15 protein-coding genes and 3 pseudogenes are annotated in these 19,192 nt (G+C 59.0%); 8 read left to right on the top strand and 10 right to left on the bottom strand.

Annotation, left to right across the window (positions count from 1 at the left end):
* The first annotated feature begins 29 nt into the window (after positions 1-29).
* The 3 genes from A3OO_RS22140 (at position 30) to A3OO_RS24735 (ending at position 3,544) form a co-directional block, all read left to right on the top strand.
* Positions 30-815, top strand: coding sequence for a Crp/Fnr family transcriptional regulator (locus A3OO_RS22140; protein ID WP_051080422.1), 786 nt, complete (start codon positions 30-32; stop codon positions 813-815).
* 496 nt (positions 816-1,311) lie between these two features.
* Complete coding sequence (locus tag A3OO_RS0118890; protein ID WP_018409418.1) at positions 1,312-1,629, top strand: integration host factor subunit alpha; 318 nt, start codon at positions 1,312-1,314, stop codon at positions 1,627-1,629.
* A 1,528-nt stretch (positions 1,630-3,157) separates the two neighbouring features.
* Entirely contained in the window at positions 3,158-3,544 is a 387-nt protein-coding gene (locus tag A3OO_RS24735; protein ID WP_018409423.1) for a CsbD family protein, read from the top strand.
* 335 nt (positions 3,545-3,879) lie between these two features.
* Here the strand turns inward: A3OO_RS24735 and A3OO_RS22145 are convergent, their stop codons facing one another.
* Entirely contained in the window at positions 3,880-4,374 is a 495-nt protein-coding gene (locus A3OO_RS22145) for a hypothetical protein (RefSeq protein WP_198008867.1), read from the bottom strand.
* 13 nt (positions 4,375-4,387) lie between these two features.
* Positions 4,388-5,556, bottom strand: a pseudogene (locus A3OO_RS22150) (zinc-dependent alcohol dehydrogenase).
* Positions 5,557-7,600: 2,044 nt separating this feature from the next.
* Here A3OO_RS22150 and A3OO_RS22155 point away from each other — a divergent pair.
* On the top strand, positions 7,601-8,629 hold the full coding sequence (locus A3OO_RS22155) for an extracellular catalytic domain type 1 short-chain-length polyhydroxyalkanoate depolymerase (RefSeq protein ID WP_018409425.1): 1,029 nt from the start codon (positions 7,601-7,603) through the stop codon (positions 8,627-8,629).
* Between the two features lie 22 nt (positions 8,630-8,651).
* Here the strand turns inward: A3OO_RS22155 and A3OO_RS24865 are convergent.
* Together A3OO_RS24865 and A3OO_RS0118935 are read right to left on the bottom strand one after the other, a co-directional pair.
* Positions 8,652-8,945, bottom strand: a pseudogene (locus tag A3OO_RS24865) (sugar nucleotide-binding protein); the annotation flags it as partial.
* A 177-nt stretch (positions 8,946-9,122) separates the two neighbouring features.
* A complete protein-coding gene (locus A3OO_RS0118935; protein ID WP_018409426.1) occupies positions 9,123-10,154 on the bottom strand; it encodes an IS110 family RNA-guided transposase in 1,032 nt (343 codons plus the stop codon).
* A gap of 141 nt (positions 10,155-10,295) precedes the next feature.
* Between A3OO_RS0118935 and A3OO_RS23185 the strand changes: the two are divergent.
* Positions 10,296-11,835, top strand: a pseudogene (locus A3OO_RS23185) (ISL3 family transposase); the annotation flags it as partial.
* A gap of 245 nt (positions 11,836-12,080) precedes the next feature.
* Here A3OO_RS23185 and A3OO_RS0118960 read toward each other — a convergent pair.
* The 4 genes from A3OO_RS0118960 to A3OO_RS24870 all read right to left on the bottom strand — a co-directional run bounded on the left by A3OO_RS0118960 (position 12,081) and on the right by A3OO_RS24870 (position 15,180).
* The gene (locus tag A3OO_RS0118960; RefSeq protein WP_018409431.1) at positions 12,081-12,575 is read right to left on the bottom strand and encodes a VOC family protein; all 495 of its coding nucleotides are present in this window, start codon (positions 12,573-12,575) and stop codon (positions 12,081-12,083) included.
* A 295-nt stretch (positions 12,576-12,870) separates the two neighbouring features.
* A complete protein-coding gene (locus tag A3OO_RS22165; RefSeq protein WP_245257224.1) occupies positions 12,871-14,661 on the bottom strand; it encodes an enoyl-CoA hydratase-related protein in 1,791 nt (596 codons plus the stop codon).
* An 11-nt stretch (positions 14,662-14,672) separates the two neighbouring features.
* Complete coding sequence (locus tag A3OO_RS24375; RefSeq protein ID WP_245257225.1) at positions 14,673-14,822, bottom strand: formyl transferase; 150 nt, start codon at positions 14,820-14,822, stop codon at positions 14,673-14,675.
* A 76-nt stretch (positions 14,823-14,898) separates the two neighbouring features.
* The gene (locus A3OO_RS24870; RefSeq protein ID WP_083909814.1) at positions 14,899-15,180 is read right to left on the bottom strand and encodes a helix-turn-helix domain-containing protein; all 282 of its coding nucleotides are present in this window, start codon (positions 15,178-15,180) and stop codon (positions 14,899-14,901) included.
* Between A3OO_RS24870 and A3OO_RS0118975 the strand changes: the two genes are divergently transcribed.
* Positions 15,144-15,341 (top strand): hypothetical protein, encoded by a 198-nt coding sequence (locus tag A3OO_RS0118975; RefSeq protein WP_018409435.1) that lies wholly within the window; start codon positions 15,144-15,146, stop codon positions 15,339-15,341. The genes A3OO_RS24870 and A3OO_RS0118975 overlap by 37 nt on opposite strands.
* A 60-nt stretch (positions 15,342-15,401) precedes the next feature.
* Here the strand turns inward: A3OO_RS0118975 and A3OO_RS24380 are convergent, their stop codons facing one another.
* Positions 15,402-16,004, bottom strand: a complete 603-nt coding sequence (locus A3OO_RS24380; RefSeq protein WP_245257226.1) for an efflux MFS transporter permease — start codon at positions 16,002-16,004, stop codon at positions 15,402-15,404.
* Positions 16,001-16,381, bottom strand: a complete 381-nt coding sequence (locus tag A3OO_RS24385) for an MFS transporter (protein WP_245257227.1) — start codon at positions 16,379-16,381, stop codon at positions 16,001-16,003. The genes A3OO_RS24380 and A3OO_RS24385 overlap by 4 nt, the downstream gene beginning before the upstream one ends.
* Positions 16,382-16,619: 238 nt before the next feature.
* On the opposite strand from A3OO_RS24385, the gene A3OO_RS22175 reads away from it, so the two are divergent.
* On the top strand, positions 16,620-17,360 hold the full coding sequence (locus A3OO_RS22175) for a TrbG/VirB9 family P-type conjugative transfer protein (RefSeq protein ID WP_018409436.1): 741 nt from the start codon (positions 16,620-16,622) through the stop codon (positions 17,358-17,360).
* Positions 17,361-17,674: 314 nt separating this feature from the next.
* Complete coding sequence (virB10, locus tag A3OO_RS24390; RefSeq protein ID WP_018409437.1) at positions 17,675-19,153, top strand: type IV secretion system protein VirB10; 1,479 nt, start codon at positions 17,675-17,677, stop codon at positions 19,151-19,153.
* The last annotated feature ends 39 nt before the right edge of the window (positions 19,154-19,192 follow it).

Below are 19,192 nucleotides of genomic sequence, written 5' to 3' on the forward strand. Positions count from 1 at the left end.
TAAGGACCTGTTTGAGGGAGATCCCGCGCGTGCAATTTCTTCCTCCTGATGCGCAATCCCGAAGCCTGTCGCTCAGAAGCAATCTTTTAAGGGCGTTGCATCCTGCGGACCTTGCCCTCCTGTCCCCAAAATTCGAAAAGGTGCAACTTGCTCCTCGGCAGGTTTTATATCAGCCCGGCGACGATATTCGCCACGTCTATTTCCCCTGCGGATCGACTTTGCTGTCTTTCATCATTCCTCTAGAAAACGGCAAGGACGTCGAGGCAGCGTTAATAGGACGCGAGGGGGCGCTAGGAGGAATCGTTAGCCATGGACGGTTGCCAGCCTATGCGAGAACGGTCGTTCATTTTGAAGGCCCCGCGCTCCGATTGGAGTGTTGCGAACTGGAAAAGGCGAAGACGCAATCGTTGACACTCCGGCAGTTGTTCGCCCGTTACGCTGATTGCCTCTTGGCGCAGGTGTTCCAGAGCGTGGCGTGCAATGCGACGCATTCGATCGAAAAGCGTGCGGCGAAATGGCTTCTAGCGGCGATGGATCGCACAAACGACCCGACAATTGCGATGACGCAAGAACAGTTGTCCGGAATGCTCGGAGTCGGGCGCAGCTATGTGGCCAGGGTTATAAGGACGCTTAAGGATCGCCGGTTGATCGACATCGGATACGGACGCTTCATTGTTCTAGATGAGGAAGGCCTCCGGCACACGGCATGCGACTGCAATGAGCTTGTCAATCGTCATTTCAACGAAGTTCTTAAAGGCGTTTATCCTTCAGGATCAAATCCGAGCGCGCCCGAAGATCAAGCCTTGGATCTGTAAACAGATACTCGTTCGGCACCGTATAAACTGACGCGAGGCGTTGCTTCGGGTGAAGAGAGGAGTGTGGACGTGATCGCCGGGTCTGAGGCGGTCGACTGGGATGCGATGCCCGAGAAGATTCCCCTTCATAAAACCTGGAATGGTTAGCTGTCGCGGCTTGTCGGGAGGCTATTAAGGAGAAAGGGTTGTTGGGCGCGTTTCGGGCTGCGCTATACCGGCCTTGCGAGCGGAGCTCGCCTTGCTGTCGTGCCTCACCTTCACAAGAATCAGGACGCGCTTTTTTTGACTTTGCGTCTTTTAAAAATCGAGTACGATTTGCGATGGCCGTGCGCGGGGGAGCCGCCGGCGATTACGGCGGGCGCGCTCCCGGCGCCGATTTTTCGACGTTCCGCATTCGCCGGAGTCCACCTCGGCGCGCTAGCGGTTTCGCGTAGCTGCTCCCCAAGTTTGAGCCAGTCGGCGACGTAGGGGTTATTCTGCGCTTGATGAGGAGTGAATGGAAACGGTGCACAAAAGCGCAGTTACGCGCGCTGACCTCCGGGCGGCTGTTTATGCCTGTTGTGGCGGCATGGCGCGACGCGAGGCCCGCAATATCGTCGATCTCGTTCTGGAGGAGATCGCCTCGGCGCTAGTGAACTGCGAACCCGTCAAACTGCGAGGTTTCGGGGCGTTCAAGGTGCGCAACAAGAGCGCTAGGATCGGCCGCAATCCGAAGACGAAGACGCCGGCGCCAATCGCGGCGCGCCGGATTTTGACCTTCAGAGCTTCGCCGGTACTTATCGCCCGGATCAATCATGTGCCGAAACGATTATGAAGGAAGCGCTGTTCACCTTGTGAAGTGCCTGGAAAGGCCGCCGCGCAGGCATCGTCCTGGGTCCATCGGCGGTCGTAGCTGAGGCGCTGGGCGGGGAGTTCAGCCATGAAGGTCGATAACGCCTGTCTGCTGGTCGTCGACGATATCGCCGAAGCGCGCTACGCCAAGGTGCGGGCGCTGCAAAAGGCGGGCTGGTCGGTCAGTTAGCCGAGCGGCGGCGAGGAGACGCCCGCCTTCGTCGCCTCGCGCCAGACGGACCTCGTCATTCTCGAGGCGATGCTACCCGACATTCTGGGCACGGACGTGTGTCGAGAGATCAAGCGCAAGCGGCCCGACATCATCGTCATGGATGTCTGCTCTCGAGGCGGGCGCCAATGCGTATTTGGTGGAGCCTGCGGAAGCGCCGGTGCTGGTCGCTACGGTCACGGCTTTGTTATGCGCCAAAAGCGCTGAGTATCAGCTCCGTGTCGCGAATGAACGCCTCCCTCGCTCGAACTCTTGAGTTGGATGCGCTTCTCTGAAGCGCGCCTATTGGGCTCGCGTTTTTCGACTCGCGCATCAACGACGAGTTCAACCGGCATCAGCGCGCGCGCGGCGAAGGGAAAAAATCCGTCGCACGGTCGCAGAATTGCAAACAGCGCCAGTTCTCTAGCAAAGATCGTGGCAGAGATTTTAATCAACGGGGACCGCTTTGCGGAATGTGGAGCTTCCGAAGGCTCCGACGCTGTTAGGGGCAGTGAATGACCGGGTTTTTTCCCCCTGCGAGACGCCTCGAACGGCATCACGGCTGTAGGCTGTTGCGCGGTCGATATTTTGGTGGCCGTCGACGAGGAGCGGGAAGCGTGGCCGATCTTTTCGAGCGGAAGCTGGAAGGACTGCAGTTCGCCAACTGAAGCCTTAAAGCCGTGAGGGCACAAATTCGAAAACCTTTGCGCAAAACTCAAAGACTCGCGACGTGTCACGTCACGCTGCTACTGCTGCTCACATACCTTCTTCTCGGCATCTGTATCGCAGCTGCCGTTATTATTCCAAATAAATTAGTTCTAAGCTGAGACTTCGTTATGAAGAAAATATCTTATTGCAAAACCTGCGCTGCTATTGCTGTTAAGATAATATAAATGAGGAACATAGTTGGATTAATAAACGTTCTTACGTTTCTAACGCGAGGTCATTCTCATGCGGCGTAATGAAAAACAAGAACAGGCGCAGGCTAAACTTATAACAGACAATCTGAGCCAGTTGATCTCGATTGGAAACCTTCTGAGGGAAAACTTTTCCAACGCCCCGCACGAGCCGCTAACGGAAGAGATGCAGTGGCTTTTGAGGATGCTGAACGCAAGAATGTTCAGCCCAAACGATAAGTGACTATTCCGTCGTCGCCCATGCCAGACAGGTAACCGCGAAGATACAGCGCTCTTGCAACTACCCTCGGGTTCACCCCTACCCCGGGCCGATCAGATCGGCGAGCCTGGTCGGAACAATTTTAAATTCCAGCTGGTTTACCCTCGGTCAGCTAGGGAGAACCATTATGTCGGTAATTCATGTTCCTCGTGGCGCGCTTTTAGTTATCGGCGGCGCCTTTGCCTTCAGCACGGCGTGCTTCGCCGCCGATACGCAAAAATGGGCGCCGCCCAATGTCGTTGGCATGCCGGGGTACACTCCCCAGGAGCCGGAGCGCGCTTCCCAAGGCCGAGAGCCTGCCGTGCGTCAGTCCATCCCCAATTGGAGTGTTATCTCCGGAGGCTGGAAACAGTTTTCAGGTAAGGTCAAAGAGCAATGGGGTCGTCTTACGGATGACGAGCTTGTCCAGATCAACGGCAAGCGGGAAAGTTTGGAAGGGATGCTTCAGCAAAAGTATGGATACACGCAGGAGGAAGCAAAGAAAGAAGTTGATACTTGGGTGTCACGTAACTGAAAGTCGCGCGCCCTCGAAAAGCCCCGCTCAGAAGGCGAGGCTTTTTTCTGCTGATGCGTAAAGCGGCCATCCCGTCGTTGAGCGCAATCAATATGCATCCCGGCAAGCCGATCCACCGCTTTGGCTGCGCCCGGAGCTACGAGGTCGAAGGCGCCTACGACGGTCCCCAACTTTAACGCCCCGCGCGCTCGTCTCGGGCCCCGGGCCAGCTTTTTTCATGCGCTGCTGCCCTGGCCAGCTAAACGCGGGGCTGGCCCTGGCTTCTTCTGTCTTCCAAGAGGGGCGCCGCGCGCATGTCCGGGGCTCAAGAAATAGTGCCGCGCCGCGCGCTTGCTTCAGGCTTTTCGGAAAACCGCTACGCTGGCCATACCCGCGCCCTTCGCCTTCGCCCTCGGTCCGGCCTTCGTTTCCCGACGACCAAAAGCCCCGAAGAGATCGAGAAGCGTGACCCCGGCGAGGGCCATCAAAGCCGGAGCAATAGCGCGTGGCCTGGAACTTCTGGGCGCGAACGCTGCGAGCGTCGCGAGATCGACAGCGTCGCCCGCCAAGCGGCTCTGCAAACCCACGGCCTTGTCGACTGAGAGCGACAGTACCCCTGATCCAATTTCACGCAGGCCATATGCGCGCACCAGCGTTTCCTTCCCGCGGACTCCGAGTGTCCTGGTCACCAGCTGAGGGGCGAACAGTTCAGTCAGACCGAGGCCGATACTGAACCAGCCGAGCGCGTGAGCCAAGCGATGCGCTCCCGTCAAAGAGCTGTGACCGGAACTCAAAACTTTTGGGTCGCCTTCGGAGCGGGCGATGTTCGACAGACCTGTGAAATACGTCATTATCCCTCTCAGCTCACGGCCTTAGAACGACTTTTATGCAGCGGTCCTGCTTATTTCCGAATGTATTGTACAAGCTCGGTCCGTCTTCCAGCGACGCCGTGTGGGTGATGACGAAGGACGGATCGATTTGCCCATCTTCTATTCGGTGCAAAAGCTCGTCAGTCCACCGATCACATGGGTTTGGCCCATGCGGAAGGTCAGCCCCTTGTTCATCGCGGGACCCATGGGGATCTTGTCCACGAGCCCGCTATAGACGCCCGGAGATGGTGCCTGCCGGGCGGCAGACGTATATCATCTCGCGCAGCACATGCGGGCGATCGTTTTCAAGCATCATTATCTGTTTGGCGCGGTCGATAATCGTATCGGGCTGCGACAGGTTGACATGGCTCTCGGTGCCGACCGCATCAATGCATTTCTCCGGGCCCTTGCCGTCCGTCAGCTCCCGCAACCGCTCGACGACGCTCTGCTCGGCAAAATTGATCACGAGGGCGCCGCCAGCCTCCGCCATTTCCAGCCGCTCCGGCAGGTGGTCGATTGCGACGACCTGCTTTGCGCCGAGCAGCACGGCGCTGCGGATCGCCATCTGCCCCACAGGGCCGCAGCCCCAAATAGCGACGGTGTCGGTGGCTTGAATGTCGCATTGGACGGCGGCTTGCCACCCGGTTGGGAAAATGTCGCCGAGGAAAAGCACCTGCTCGTCCGTAAGACTTTCTGGGACTTTAATATGGGTCGCGTCGGCGAAGGGAACGCGGATGTATTCCGCCTGCCCGCCGGGATAGCCTCCGGTCAAATGGGTGGCCGAACAGCCCCGCTGTCGTGTGCCCAAAAACCTTGTCGGCAAGCTTCTTGTTGCGGTTGCTTCTCTCGCAAACGGAAAAGTTTCCGCGTTTGCGCTGATCGCATTCACTGCAAGTGATGGTGAAGGGTATGACAATACGGTCACCCTTCTTGAGACGGCCATTCACCCCAGAGCCGGTTTCGACGACTTCCCCCATCATCTCATGACCCATGATGTCCCCGGGGAGCATGGCTGGAATTAAATTATGAAAGAGATGAAGGTCAGACTCGCAGATCGCGCAGCTAGTGACCTTGACGATAGCGTCCCGGGGATCCTCGATCTCTGGGTCCGAAACGCTGTCGCAGCGGATGTCTTTCCTTCCCGTGCCAGACGAGGGCTTTCATGGGTATTCATGCTCCCTAGGGGCCACACCGGCTCCAAATCCGAACATATGGAGCTCCGTTCGGTTCCGGCGAGAACTGGGATCGCCGCGTTCGAAAGCCGCACTTGAAGCAACGCCGACCAGCTCCAGGAATTATGTACTGCATCGCTTACCCTAAGGCGCATAATCCCCTCGACAGGACTAGTGATCACCAGCGGTGAACGGGCCGGGCCCTATGTCACAGTGCTCACGTATGGCGACGCCGACGCTTCGCAGTCCGCTAGCGTGGGATAGACGCACCCGGAAGCGCACGATCCTAAAGCGGGTGCGCGTCAGGAGTAGCGTTCCTCTCTCGCGCTTCTCGCGCTTCTCGTTCTGAGAAATGAACAAGATGTTTTGCGCGCTTCGCTAGTGACGTAGCCATTGGTGCGGCCTTCGATGGCATTTCAGTCGAATTCACCGTCTTGATTTCAGCCTCCCTAGGGCCGCTGTTCCACTATTCCGACACTTGGCCGCTTGCAACAAATACATCGATCTACGATCATTCCGTTCTTAATGGTATTCGTCTTTCAAGATGGCCGGTGACGGTCGACCGCACGAATACTTGGAGCGATTGCGACGCAAAAACGCGCGCTTATGCGAACCATCCTCGACGCATAGCGCACAATAGGGATGGAACATTCGCGCAGGGTATCGGGTTTCACTCCGAGTTTGTCGGCGAAGGAGAACCCCGATGGCTTTGCACGAGTGGTTCATATGGGCTGCGTTGGCTTTCTTAGCTCTGTCTCTGTGCTACTTCGGGGAGTCGCTGTGCTGGAATGTGCAATACCTAAATACCCTTTGGAAAGGCTGCCTAATTTCGAGCGGCATATCTGCCGCTTCCGCAGCCCTCGCACGACCGCCTGAATCAATGCAGTCAGCTAAATTACGTAAGCCCACCGAGTAAGTCTTTTTGACATGAGCCGAGTTCCCGAACGTTGGTAGTTATCATCTGATCCTTCCCGTTTGGAACCAGACCGCCAGCAGGATTCGAGCCATAAATTGCTTCGCTGGGAGCCCCCTCAGGGCGTCTCAAGAGGACAATGTCGGACAATCATCGCTTGAGTTAGCTCCCACCTCAAAGTGCTGATTCCGACCGATTGCGCTTCGATAACGTAATGGCGGCGCCCCATTGCGGGACCATCTCACCGCGAGAATGGTCCGACGGATAATTCGTGCGGTGGCGGCCGCTATTGGCATGAGCAGGTCGCCATTTTTTCCAGCGGAGCGACGCTCGCGAGAGAGTTGTTCTGCTAGCCGACAGTTGCTGCGAGCAGCGTGTTTTCTCGGCCGTGCCCGAGGCCTTCTCTCGGCGCCATGGGTCCTGGATAGTGTTGTTCTCCATCGCTGTGATTTTCGTGAACGGAATATCAAGGCGTTAGAATCTGGCAAAGAGCCGAGTTGTTGCGAAGCGCACGTGAAGCTCACTTCCGGCCATCTGATAGCCCATATGGGCTTTGCGCGATCATGCTTGGTGATCGCCTTATCGCCATACGGCTCGGCGGCATAGTTCGACCAGGTTATCCGTTCCAAGAGCTCGGCGGCATTGATTGATTGCGGGCGTGCTATGCCGGCGCCAGTTGGTGTTGACGAAGCTCATTGCGTGCTGCTCAACGGCGCAGTACCGGAGCCAAGACGCTTCCGCCCTACGTCGGGAAGTTCCCGCGCCTCGGCTCACCTAGCGAGCTATCTTCATTATGCCGAGTATTATAACAGCGTCGGCTCCGCACCCCTCGGCGGTGCCTGTGGCACGAAAACAATTGCTGCGGCAACAACCCACGCCGCCGTCCACCCCTGAAACCACCGCGCCAAGCCCAAGCGGCTCTCGGCCGCTTGGGCTTTCTCCTGCAATCACGTTAACGTCATTCACCGCCGCCGTTCACCTTATGAACAGTGTCGCCTCCGACGGCGTAAATCTCTAAAAAATGGGGGCCTAATTCTCTGGGAGGAACAAGTCTCCGTCGAAGCCGTTGAGCCTTGGAAGAGCAATCACTGCTGTTCCAAGCTGACGCGGGAGTCAACTGAGAATGACGGGGTATGAGAACGCTCAGACGAGGCCGCTGAGAAATATTTTGGAGCTCCTCGCTGAAAATCAGGACGCGCGGGGCGTACCGGGCTCACTTCCACGGAGCCCCATTGCAAAGGGCGCTGCCTACTTCGCACGAACGTTTGAAGGTAAACACGGAGCACGAGAATACTTAGTTTACGTTCCGAGCCATAGATCCGATAAGGCAGCTCTCGTGGTGATGCTGCACGGCTGCGGCCAAACCTCGCTAGATTTCGCAGTTGGCACTCGCATGAACTTGCTCGCGGAGATACATGGATTCGTTGTCGCCTATCCTTGCCAAGCGCTGGACGCCAACCGGATGAGGTGCTGGAACTGGTATAAACATGAACACCAGCGTCGAGATTCCGGGGAACCCTCGATTGTCGCGGGAATAACACGTCGAATGATGTTGGACTTCGACATAGACCCGGAGCGAATTTACGTTGCCGGAATGTCGTCCGGGGGCGCCATGGCCGCCATTCTGACTTCCACGTATCCCGAGCTATATGCGGCTGCTGGTATCCATTCCGGGCTGCCTTATGGTTGCGCTTCAAACTTGGAGTCGGCGCTGAGTGCGATGCGGGGAAACGTAATTGGTCAGGAGAAGAATAACTCGACAGCCCCTGCCGAAGCGGTGCGCACAATAGTTTTTCACGGGACCGCGGATTCGAAAGTTCATCCGGTTAACTCGGACAGGATTTTTGCCCAGGTCTCGAACATGAGTTCAACGTCCAGCGCGCGGCTTGTCGGCGAGCAACGGGGGCGCAGGTATGTCCGCACGTCTATTTTCGACGGAAGATGTGCGCCCCAGGCAGAACATTGGTTAGTGGAAGGCCTTGGCCATGCTTGGTCGGGTGGTTCTGCGGAGGCTTCCCACACGGATTCAAGCGGCCCGGACGCATCCGCAGAGATAATCCGGTTCTTTTTCGAAGGCCAGCTTGATCCCGTATTCGCTCCAGTTCGCAACGATCTCCACTGCTTCCAGGAGCATTTGACGTGCATGATGTAGCTTCCAATACGTTCCCTCGAATGCAGCGCGCCTTTTTTCGCGCGGCGTCCGCAACCCGCACGTAACCCGCCGCATTGACAACGGCCCACGGTCGAACGGCCGCCAGCACCTCCTCGACTGCGCGGGGATCGGCAATGTCGAGATCCGCGCGGGAGAGCGCAAGATGATCGAGACCGCGCAACGGGCATATGTGTGTTTCGGCGTGCAAATTTGGCTCTGACTCAATATGTGGAACGGCCCGATTGGCAAGGTGCTTTGTGAGAACTGAACTCCGCGGGACGGTGCAGTCATATGTCCGGCCTTTGTGTGCGGGCATTGGACCGCTGGCCACGATGAGTTTGCGCGATATCGGCGACTCTAATCAATTTTACGCGCTCGAGGCGCAGTGAGTCAGACGGTCTGGCCGACACCGGGATGGCGTCCCTTGTGGTTCATCTCTATCTCGGCACCTTTGCGCTTGGCCGACAGCTTCCTGTCGGAAACCTATGTTTGGTCAGGCCGCGATGGCAACTGGCGACTTTTTGTAGACGCCGCCTTTCGTTAGCAGCGCCCAGATGATCCTTGCCATCTTGTTGGCCAATGCGACCGCAACAAGTTTGTAAGGCTTGCGCAAGATGAGGCCTGTTAGCCACCGGGGCAGCTTCACGCCACGCTTGCCCAGTTTGATTATGGACGTTGCTCCGACAATCAGAAGCGTTCTGAGCTGCCGGTTGCCGCGTTTCGAGATAGATCCGAGCCGCTCCTTGCCGCCGCTAGAGTGTGCTCTTGGCGCCAATCCTGTCCAGGCGGCGAAATCACGCCCCGTTCGGAAGCCATGAGCATCATGCACCGCGGCTCGGACAGTGGCGGCGATAATTGGCCCAACGCCCGGGATGGTGGTCAGACGTCGGGCAGTTTCGTCTTCCTTCACGCATGTCAGGATATCGCGATCAAGGCGTTCGATCCTGACGGAGAGAGTATCGATTTGCTGGACCATTTCCAGGAGAGCCTGACGCGCAAAGTCGGGAATATCGCGATACTCTGGATCGCGAATCGCCCCTGCAAGCTTTGCAAGACTCGCCATCCCTGCGGCGGCGACAACGCCTAGTTCCGACATATGCGCGCGAAAAGCATTTGCCGTCTGACTTCGCTGGCGAACGAGGAGGTCGTGGGTTTTCAATACCATGCCAGCCGCTTGTTGCTCTGGAGTCTTTATCGGGACAAAGCGCATGGTCGGTCGCGTCACCGCCTCGCATATCGCTTCCGCATCGGCTGCATCGGTCTTGCTGCGTTTGACGTAGGCCTTGACGTAAATTGGCGGGATAATGCGAACATCGTGACCGCAAGCTCGCATGTGGCGAGCCCAGAAATGGGCGCTTGCACAGGCCTCCATGCCGACAAGACAAGGCGTCAGCTTTCGAAAGAAGTCCAACAACTTTGCCCGTCGCAAGGCGCGACGCACGATAACGTCACCGGAAGAATCAATGGCGTGAATCTGAAAGACGGACTTGGCCAAGTCCAACCCGATGGTGGCGATGATATCCATGGAATGACCCCTTTGATTCGAATTACTTCCAACGGCCACGTTAGTTCCGAGCCGCTGCGGATCAATCGGGCCGTTCCAACCCATCACATTTGTTGAAGTTCGGGCGCGGGCTCGTGTTGGTTTCATGAAGGAATCAATGCCATGCCTCGCAGCCTGCGCCCCGCGGCCTTTGTGCCACCCGGTTTCCACGTTGAAAATGCCGTCCAAGATGGCGCGATCACGGTCATCACGGTTCGCCACACGAGCAAATCAAGTCAATGCCCGGGTTGCGCGACGATCGCTGAGCGCGTCCACAGCCACTATCTCCGGCGTTTGGCCGATCTGCCATTGGCGGGTCGACAGGTTCGGCTCATTGTCATCGCGCGCCGGTTCCGATGCGACGCTACTTCCTGTCGTCGCGCAATTTTCACGGAGCGCTTTAGCGCCGATGTTCTGGCACCGTCGGCTCGCCGGACAGCGCGACTGGACTGCCTTGTCCATCATCCGGGACGTGCCCTCGGCGGCCGTCCTGCCGCCAACTTCGCTCGCCGATTAATGCTGCCGGTAAGCAACGACACCTTGTTGAGGGCCGTTCGCCGGCGAGGCTGTCCACCATTCCCCAAGCCTACTGTAGTCGGGAGCGATGACTGGGCGTGGAAGCGCAATCAGCGTTACGGCACCATCATTTGCGATCTCGAACGACGACGGTCCATCCGTCTTCGGCCCGAGAGGGAGCCCACGACCGCGCAGGCGTGGCTGACCGCTCAGCCACAGATCGCCATTGTCGCGCGTGACCGCGGCGCGCCTATTCGCTGGCCGCCACCAAGGCGTTACCGCAGGCGACGCAGGTCGCCGATCGCTGGCATCTGATGGCGAACGCCAGCCATGCCTTCCTCGACGCCGTTCGCAAGTCGATGCGTCAAATCCGCTCCGCAATTGGCGCGGCGACCGTCGACCCGGATCTGCTCACCGCCGCTGAGGTTATTCAATACGAGGGATATCTGCGGCGGGAATATGCAAACGCCGCCATTCTTGCGCGCGCCAAAAAAGGAATGCCTATCAAGCAGATCGTGTGGGAGACCGGCCATAGCCGGGGTTTCGTGCGCAGGATTTTGCGCGGCCAGCGTTCAGACGTATTCCGAACGCGCGAAAGTTCGCTGGAGCCATATCTTCCCTGGCTCAAAGCTCAACGCGCAATGGACCGCAGGCCTTCACAGCGGGCCCGAGCTTTGGCGGCGTCTGAAGAGGGACTCCGGGGATGTTGGCGGGTTGTTTCCGAATGGGCTGGACGGCGGCGTCGGGCCGAGAAAGCTGAGACTTCAAGCTTGCGCCGCTTCCCTTCCGTCAGAACCATTGCGCGGCTGATGACGACAGGTCGCGACACGCTCTCCAAGTCAGAATCCGTAACGATTGCGGCGTAGAAAGCGGCGTCCCGCTGCTCGTCGAAGCGCGAAGCGTCATCGCAGCTTTCCACGCCATCATCCGAAAGAAGCATGATGCGGAGCTCGACGTCTGGATTGAGCACGCAAAATTGAGTCTCGTCGCGTCCTTGGCTAACGGCGCAATAAAAGACAGGGCTGCAGTGCGCGCCGCAATCATATCCGCTTTGTCGAACGGACAGACCGGAGGTCAGATCACAAAGCTCAAACTCGTGAAGCGACAGATGTATGGGCGCGCAAAAATCCGTCTACTCGAAGCGCGCGGATTTTGGCGCGAACTCATCGCAGCCTGCATCAAGTCTGCGTCAGAGCCAATGTTGGACGCCGATAACGGGTCAATTTTGCGAGCCGATTGACACCCCGGATGACCCCAATTTTTTTCCACTCCAATCCGCCCAATCTGTCTCAAAGGTCCTGACGCTGGACATTTTGCCGGGCTCATTCCTGATCAAAGGCGCGACCGGCGAATTCTTCGACGCGCTGCTCGCACTCGCCGTGAGGCCGCCGACTACCGCGTTCCTGCTTTTGCGGGCGCGGCGTTCAAGGAAGAGTAGATATCCAGCGCGCGGCGCTTGAGCTCGTCGACGGTGATCTCTTCCTTGCGCGTCGCGAACGCCCAGACGTGACCGAAAGGATCGCGCACTGTTCCGCTACGATCGCCGTAGAACCTATTCTGCAGACCACAGACCTTGGTTGCGCCGGCTTCGATTGCCTTGATGAAGATTGAATCAACGTCGGGCACATAGACATTTAGGCTGACAGACGAACCGCCGAGCGTTCTCGGCGACGCTAACCCGCTCTCTTGATAGACATCGGAGAGCATGACGATCGAATCGCCGATCATGATCTCAGCATGGGCAATGAGACCATTGGGGAGTTCGATGCGCACGCGCTCCTTGGCGCCGAATGCGCTATTGTAGAAATCAAGCGCTTTCGCTGCGCCTGCGATGCAGAGATAGGGTGTCACTTTGCCATAAGGCGCTGGAACTGATGTGTCGGTCATGTTTCCCCCTCGGTATTGCCCCATCTGAATTAAGCCCGGAATCCCCAGATGAACGCGCAGCGAGCACAGATACGCTGCAGGAATAGATCGTCTCGCCGCGTGTTTACCGCTCTGGCGTCGGCGATGCCGATCCGTCGACAATCGAACCTTAACGACTTGCTGAGTCGGAGTCTGCTTAGCGGCAAAAAGCGGTCCCTCAAGGGCGTGAGCAAACGAGCTTGTGGACGGTGATCAAGTACCAGGTGGTCTTCGCTCCTTCCCTAGGCTTCGCGCTAGACGCATCAGCTCGCGAGATTCATTGAGCCGTTGCAAAGAGGCGCCGGATCGTTAGCCGCAGCAGATTCGCCCATGCTTGGGCCACGGTGAGCAATCTGCGCTGCTGCTCCACTGCCCAATTTGGTTGGAATTCAGGTCTATATGCAGCCTCTTGCATGCCTTCAATAGCTCCCCCTTCGAATTGGTCTCGCCGAATTAAAGAAGGCGTTCCAACTTTAGGCGGGGCGCCCTTGAAGACAAATCGCCGACGCGCCTCATGATAGGCAGGGTCAGGTCCAAAGAAATTCGCCCGCATCCACTGGAGCTCCTCGTCGCGATAGCTCGCCAGTGGTTTAACCAATTCGTCATCCAGCCGCCGCTGGAGTTTTTTCACCAGCCGCGCAGTGTAATCCGGCCCTTGCGCCAGCGCCAGGGCGCGCAGTCTCAGCTCTTGTTCAAACACCTCTATATCTTCGCCGAAGACCTCATCGAGAAAGCCGATCTCGCAAGCCTTTCGCGCGCCCAGAGGCTGGCAGCCCTGCGTAAGCTCCAGCGCTTTATCTTGCCCCACGCGCTTTGGGAGCAAATAGGTCCAATATTCGGAACCATAGAGTTCCCCCATGCTGCGGTAGTGAGGATTAAGAACAACGCTGGGGCGCGCAAAAACCTGATCGGCCGCCAACGCCAGAATCGCGCCGCCCGCGCCGGCGTTGCCGCGCATGCCCGCGATCACGATATGCGACATGGTGTTGATGACTTCATGCACCAGATCGTCCATGGCGTTGATGTTTCGCCATGACTCTTGAGCCGGATCGGCGCTCGCTTCGATCACGTTCAAATGGATGCCGTTCGACCAGAAATCGCGTCCGCCGAGCAGCACGATGACTCTGGTCGGGCGCGAGCGGGCGTAAAGGAAAGCGTCGCGCAAACGCTTGCATTGCGCGGTGCTCATCGCGCCATTGTAAAAGTCAAACGAGAGATAGCCGACGTTGTCTTCTTCGCGATAGACGATCTCCCTGTACGTCTGATGGTCGTCCGGCGCATCAATCGCGAGTGGCGTTTCGGGCGTGTCGCGAAGCAGCGGACCTAACACCTGAGCAGCAGGCAATTTGATTCCGGAGGCGGCGCAGAACTCGTCAGCGCATCGTTCGCAGCCAACGCCGATCTGAGCCAGGCGGCAAATGTCGCTGTTCGCCTGATCGCTCTTCGCCTTCAGATGGGAGATCCAAACGGCGCCATCCACGGCGCCGATGCAGATCGCGCCATCACGCCGCGCAAGGATCTGACCGGGCGCGCTTCTAAGGCGATCCTCTGCGTGAGCGCCGAACAGGAAGCAGTCTACGTCCAGCAACTTGCTCAGAACGCCCGGGGCGCTGTCCGCGGCGCGCAACTTCCTGATGACGGTCGCCGCCGAGTCCTTTTCCCAATCAATCGAGCGATCCGCCTGCTTCATCGGCGGGCGCAGGCGACCGCGCGCGTAAGACATGGCCTCGCAGAGCGGCTCCGGCCGCCAGCCTCCGGACTGAACTTCGCCCCTCTCGATCCGCGCAATCGCTTCGAGCACGCCGGACAAAGCGGCTTCAGTCACCGGGCCGCGATAGAGACTGCTTTTGCTCGGCGGATCTGAATCGAGAGCAAATTCCAAAGAGGCCCAAATTGGCCCCGCGTCGAAATCCTCAGCGGCTTCCAGGACAGTGACGCCCCATGCCTTTTCGCCGCTCGTGATGGCCCAATCGAGCGACGATGGTCCTCGGTCGCCTTTGACGCCCGGATGCACAATCAGACATTTCGTGCGGGTATAAACTTCGGTTGGAATCGCGATCGTCAACATCGGCGCGACGATCAATCTGGAGCGTGCTGCTCGGCGGCTTCGACCATCTCAGCGCCGCTGGCGACAACGCTCACCCGAATTTCGTGCCCTCGTTCGGCGAGTTCGACAAAGAGCCGCTGGCTGAGGCTATTATGTGCGGAAGTCAAAAAGAGAATGCGCATGGGGGTTCCTCCCATGTTGTCGTTGGATCAAGTTGATGAAGCTGTTTGCGCCGAATTCGCGGTTTCGCGGCCTAAGTCAGGCGTCTAGCGTCGATCTAAAGCGCGCTCGATAGTCGACCGGACTAGCGTCGAAAAGGCGCTGAAACGTGCGTCGCATGCGTTCGGCGTTTCCAAAACCACATTCCATAGCAATCACCTCAATCGATGAATTCGTGTGCTCAAGCTTGGCGCGCGCCGCGTCCGCGCGCGCGCTCTCGGCGAATTCGGCTGGCGTCTGACCAGTCTCACTGCGGAACAGGCGGGGAAAACTGCGCCCATACGATGACCGAAACTGAGAAGCTAATACGAGGAATAGAATCGCTGCGTGAGACTATCCAGCGCGAGTGGTTCAACATCAGGCTGGATACTCTGACGCATGACGACCGAGTCGTCATTCGAGAGCATATCGAACGCTGCCACGCCGATCTGAAAATCCTGCTGGATCGGCTATGGAATTTGGATGACGGAAATTCAAATTAGCCACCCTATTGTCGGTTCAATTCGGCTCATAGCGCCTTAATTGACCAAAGGCGTCTGCAATCAGGCTTCGATTCGAGGGCGAGACCTGAGGAAAACGTGGAAGGAACGGTATGCATAGGGATTGATAGACGAGGCCTTCCGCACGGCCAATCGAATGGCCGCCGATCGCGGGATAAGCCTCGACGGAATGATCAGGAAGCCGATCAGCGAACAGAATGTAGCGATCGCGAAATTGCGGTGCAGAAAAAGCCGCAGGTCGAGGGCGGGCCGCCGCTCGCCGAACTCCCAGAAGATGAACATCGGCAAAGCGAGGAGAACGACCAGAAGCAGCCACGCGAGCACGGGCGAGGCGAACCAGTCGAAATCATTGCCCATGTTGAGAATCGTCTGCACGCCGAGCAGCACCGTGGCGAGCAGAATGAAGCCGATCGTGTCGAAGCGCGTCATCCGGCGCTCAAAGCCGCTCCCATAGAACAGCGCAGCAACAACGCCCGCCACGGGTAAGGCGACCAGGACGTTTGAATAAAACAGCCAGCGCCAGTTGAAATGTTCGGCCCAGAAGCCGCCCATGAAGACGCCGATGGTGAAGGGCGCCATGCTCATGACGCCCCAAAAGCCGACGCCAAGCGTGCGCTGATCATCTGGATATTGCGCAAGCGTCATCGATTGCGCGAGCGGAAGGCGACGCCGCCAATTAGGCCGAGCAGAAAGCGCATCGGCGCGAAAAACCAGATCGTCTCGCTCGCCGCGCACATCAGCGAGAAGACAGCGTAGGCGACGAGCGCGCTAATGAGCACACGATAGTCGCCAAACCGTCCAGAGAACCACCGTGACAACGGGAGTCCGAGAGCGATGCCGATCATATGGTCGGTTGTCGCCCAAGTGCGGTAACTCGGCGTCACGCCTTGAAGGCTCCCGGCGGCATAAGGCGCGAGCACCGTATAGCCCGGCACGTTCGCCAGCATGACGACGTTCGCCGCTCCCGTCGCGCCATTAAGCAGCAGGAAGCGCCAGCCACGGATGCGCGCCGGCCGTTTCATGGCGTCCGCCCCGCAGCTCGCCATCGCTCCGGCGAATCTTGACGCGCGGCCGTCAGTGGTTTCCCGGAAGGAGTGTCCGGCGTCAGGGCCTTTGAGACAAACTGGGCGGATTGCTGAAAGGAGGATTTCTGTCTCATCGTAACCGTCAGGGAGTGAAGATGAGCCAGAAATCCGATAGCCCGAAACCGTCGTCTGAACGGCTTGTGAGAGATATTCGCCGCGCGACTCGCGCGTGAGGATGGTGACCTATGACCCGGCCAATGTCGTCAAGATCAACGGCGTCATTTGCGCCTCGACGCAGATTGTTTTCGCCGACGACGAAGAGATCGCGCATGTGGCGATCGGCGACTCCGTCGCCTGGGAGGTCGCGCCCGCTGGATCGATCCTGTTCCTCAAGCCGCGCGAGAAGCATTCGCCGACCAATCTGCAGGTCGTGACCACGCGGGCCAACGGCCGCAAGCGCTCCTACCAATTCGAGCTGTCGATCGCGGAAAGCTCGCTTGCGGAGGGCTATTTCGTCGTGGGCTTCGCCTATCCCGTTGACGAGATCGAGCGCCGCCGTATAGAGGCGGCGGCTCGGGGAGCCGGGCGCGAAGGTGCTCTGATCGAACAGGCTTTCGACGTCTCTCGCGCTTATGGGGCGCGCAACTGGTGCTTCTCGGCGCAAGGATCGATCGATCTCGAGCCCGAAACGGTATTCGACGACGGAAAGCAGACGACCTTCCGCTTCGCCGGCAACCGCGAAGTGCCGGCGATTTATCTCATCGCCTCGGACGGCTCCGAGACGCTTGCGCCAAAGGACGTGCGCGGCGAGCTCGTCACCGTCCATGCGACAGCGCTGGAGTTTCGGCTGCGCAAAGGCGGCGACGTTCTCTGCATCTACAACGAGGCCTTCGATCCGGTCGGCGTCAACCCCGACACAAATACGATGAGCCCCAATGTCGCTCGGCTGCCGAAAGCCCCGACCAGACGGCGATGAAAGGTGAGAAATGACTCAGACCGACGCCCTGCCCGGTGAGCGCGGCATTACTCCGGTAGCGGGCTCGAATGAAACCAGCCGGCGAGCGACGCTCCAGCGCGGCCTCGGGGCCGCGGCGCTGACCGCCTTCGCGGCGCTGATCATCTGGGGGACATGGAAGGGCGAAAGGAAAGCAAATGACCCCGCGCCCAACAAACTCCTGATCCGTCAGGCGAACGGCGCGGGAGCCGCCGACGCCGAAATGGCCGGACGTCACGGGCGCCATTCCGCGCCCCGCCCCTGCGGCGCTGACGCCCTCGCCGACCGATCAGTTGATGGAGAGCGCGCGGCGCGGGCCGGTGCTGGCCTACAACCGGCCGCTTCAGGCGCGAGCGACTCACAATCCGCTTACAAACGAGTTCGGGTCCTACCCTAACGGAATCGGGGAGCCGCCGCCGCAAAACGAGCTTTTGGACAAATTGCAGCCGACCCCGCTCGAGGGCGTGCGCGCTTCGCGGCTTCCCGACCGCAATCTTCTCGTCGCGCAGGGGACCGCCATTCCTTGCGTTCTCGAAACCGCCATGTCGTCGGACGTTCCGGGCTTCGTCTCCTGCGTCGTCTCACGCGACGTGATGTCGGATTCGGGCAATGTCGTATTGATGGAAAAGGGTACGCAGATCGTCGGCGAATATCGCGCCAATGTCCGGCGCGGCTCGCACCGCCTGTTCGTGCTGTGGACGCGGGCAAGAACCCCTACGGGCGTGATCGTCGCGCTCGGCCGCGCCGGATTCGACGGCGAGATCGATACGCATTTCTGGCAGCGTTTCGGCGGCGCGCTCTTATTGTCGATCGTCGGCGACGCCGCCGCCATCGGTCGCCAGCAGCTACAAACGAGCGACATTCAGATCGTCAACGCGCCAGGCGCCGCCAATACCGCCGCGGCCGTCGCCGTCCAGCACTCGATCGACATTCCGCCGACGCTCAACAAGAACCAAGGCGAACTCGTCAATGTGTTCGGCGCGCGCGATCTCGATTTCTCCTCCGTCTATCGGCTTCGCCGCATCGAGACGCGTTACCCAGATATTCGATCCTCCTCCGGCGCCCATCGCGGACCATGTCATGGTGACCAAGCCGTGAGATCCGCCGGAACTGGCGATCGCGGCGGCGCGCGCCTTGTCCTCGAGCGCTATCTCGAACCGTTGGCGCCCTATCTCTCGGACGAGTGCCTGACAGAGATCGTCGTCAATCGCCCGGGCGAAGTCTTCGTCGAAGGCCCTATGGGCTGGGCGCGGCACGAAGCGTCGGCGCTGTCGCAAGAGCACCTTCTGCATCTTGCGACCGCAGCGGCGGGCTTCACCAAACAGGATGTCAGCGCCGAACGCCCGATCGTCTCGACCACGCTTCTTCACGACGAGCGCTGCCAGATCGTCGTCCCGCCCGCCGTCTCCGCCGGCACGGTAAGCCTGACGATCCGCAAGCCCGCGGCCCTGACCATGACTCTTCATAACCTCGAAAAAGCGAAGCTCTTCGACGAAGTGTGCGCTGCGAGCGACGAACTCTCCGCCGACGAGCATCGCCTGCTCGCCTTAAAGGAAGCGGGCAAATGGCGGGAGTTCTTGGAGCTCGCCGTGCTGACCCGCCGCAACATCCTCATTTCGGGAGCGACGGGCTCCGGCAAGACGACACTCTCCAAAGCGCTGATCGCGGCGATCCCCGAGGACGAACGGCTCATCGCCATCGAAGACGCCGCCGAGCTCGTCATCCCGCATACCCGCTGTATCCGCCCAAGAAGTGGCGGCGGACAGCGCTGGTAAAGCAACTTTGTCGAAGGAGTGTTGCGATCCCGAACTTGC

Origin of the sequence: Methylocystis rosea SV97 (assembly GCF_000372845.1) — a bacterium.
Lineage (GTDB): Bacteria > Pseudomonadota > Alphaproteobacteria > Rhizobiales > Beijerinckiaceae > Methylocystis > Methylocystis rosea.

Coding starts and splice junctions, on each gene's coding strand:
- A3OO_RS0118890 (WP_018409418.1), top strand. CDS start 1,312: ATGGAAACGGTGCACAAAAGCGCAGTTACGCGCGCTGACCTCCGGGCG.
- A3OO_RS24735 (WP_018409423.1), top strand. CDS start 3,158: ATGTCGGTAATTCATGTTCCTCGTGGCGCGCTTTTAGTTATCGGCGGC.
- A3OO_RS22145 (WP_198008867.1), bottom strand. CDS start 4,374: ATGACGTATTTCACAGGTCTGTCGAACATCGCCCGCTCCGAAGGCGAC.
- A3OO_RS22155 (WP_018409425.1), top strand. CDS start 7,601: ATGACGGGGTATGAGAACGCTCAGACGAGGCCGCTGAGAAATATTTTG.
- A3OO_RS0118935 (WP_018409426.1), bottom strand. CDS start 10,154: ATGGATATCATCGCCACCATCGGGTTGGACTTGGCCAAGTCCGTCTTT.
- A3OO_RS0118960 (WP_018409431.1), bottom strand. CDS start 12,575: ATGACCGACACATCAGTTCCAGCGCCTTATGGCAAAGTGACACCCTAT.
- A3OO_RS22165 (WP_245257224.1), bottom strand. CDS start 14,661: ATGTTGACGATCGCGATTCCAACCGAAGTTTATACCCGCACGAAATGT.
- A3OO_RS24375 (WP_245257225.1), bottom strand. CDS start 14,822: ATGCGCATTCTCTTTTTGACTTCCGCACATAATAGCCTCAGCCAGCGG.
- A3OO_RS0118975 (WP_018409435.1), top strand. CDS start 15,144: ATGACCGAAACTGAGAAGCTAATACGAGGAATAGAATCGCTGCGTGAG.
- A3OO_RS24380 (WP_245257226.1), bottom strand. CDS start 16,004: ATGACGCTTGCGCAATATCCAGATGATCAGCGCACGCTTGGCGTCGGC.
- A3OO_RS24385 (WP_245257227.1), bottom strand. CDS start 16,381: ATGAAACGGCCGGCGCGCATCCGTGGCTGGCGCTTCCTGCTGCTTAAT.
- A3OO_RS22175 (WP_018409436.1), top strand. CDS start 16,620: ATGGTGACCTATGACCCGGCCAATGTCGTCAAGATCAACGGCGTCATT.
- virB10 (WP_018409437.1), top strand. CDS start 17,675: ATGGAGAGCGCGCGGCGCGGGCCGGTGCTGGCCTACAACCGGCCGCTT.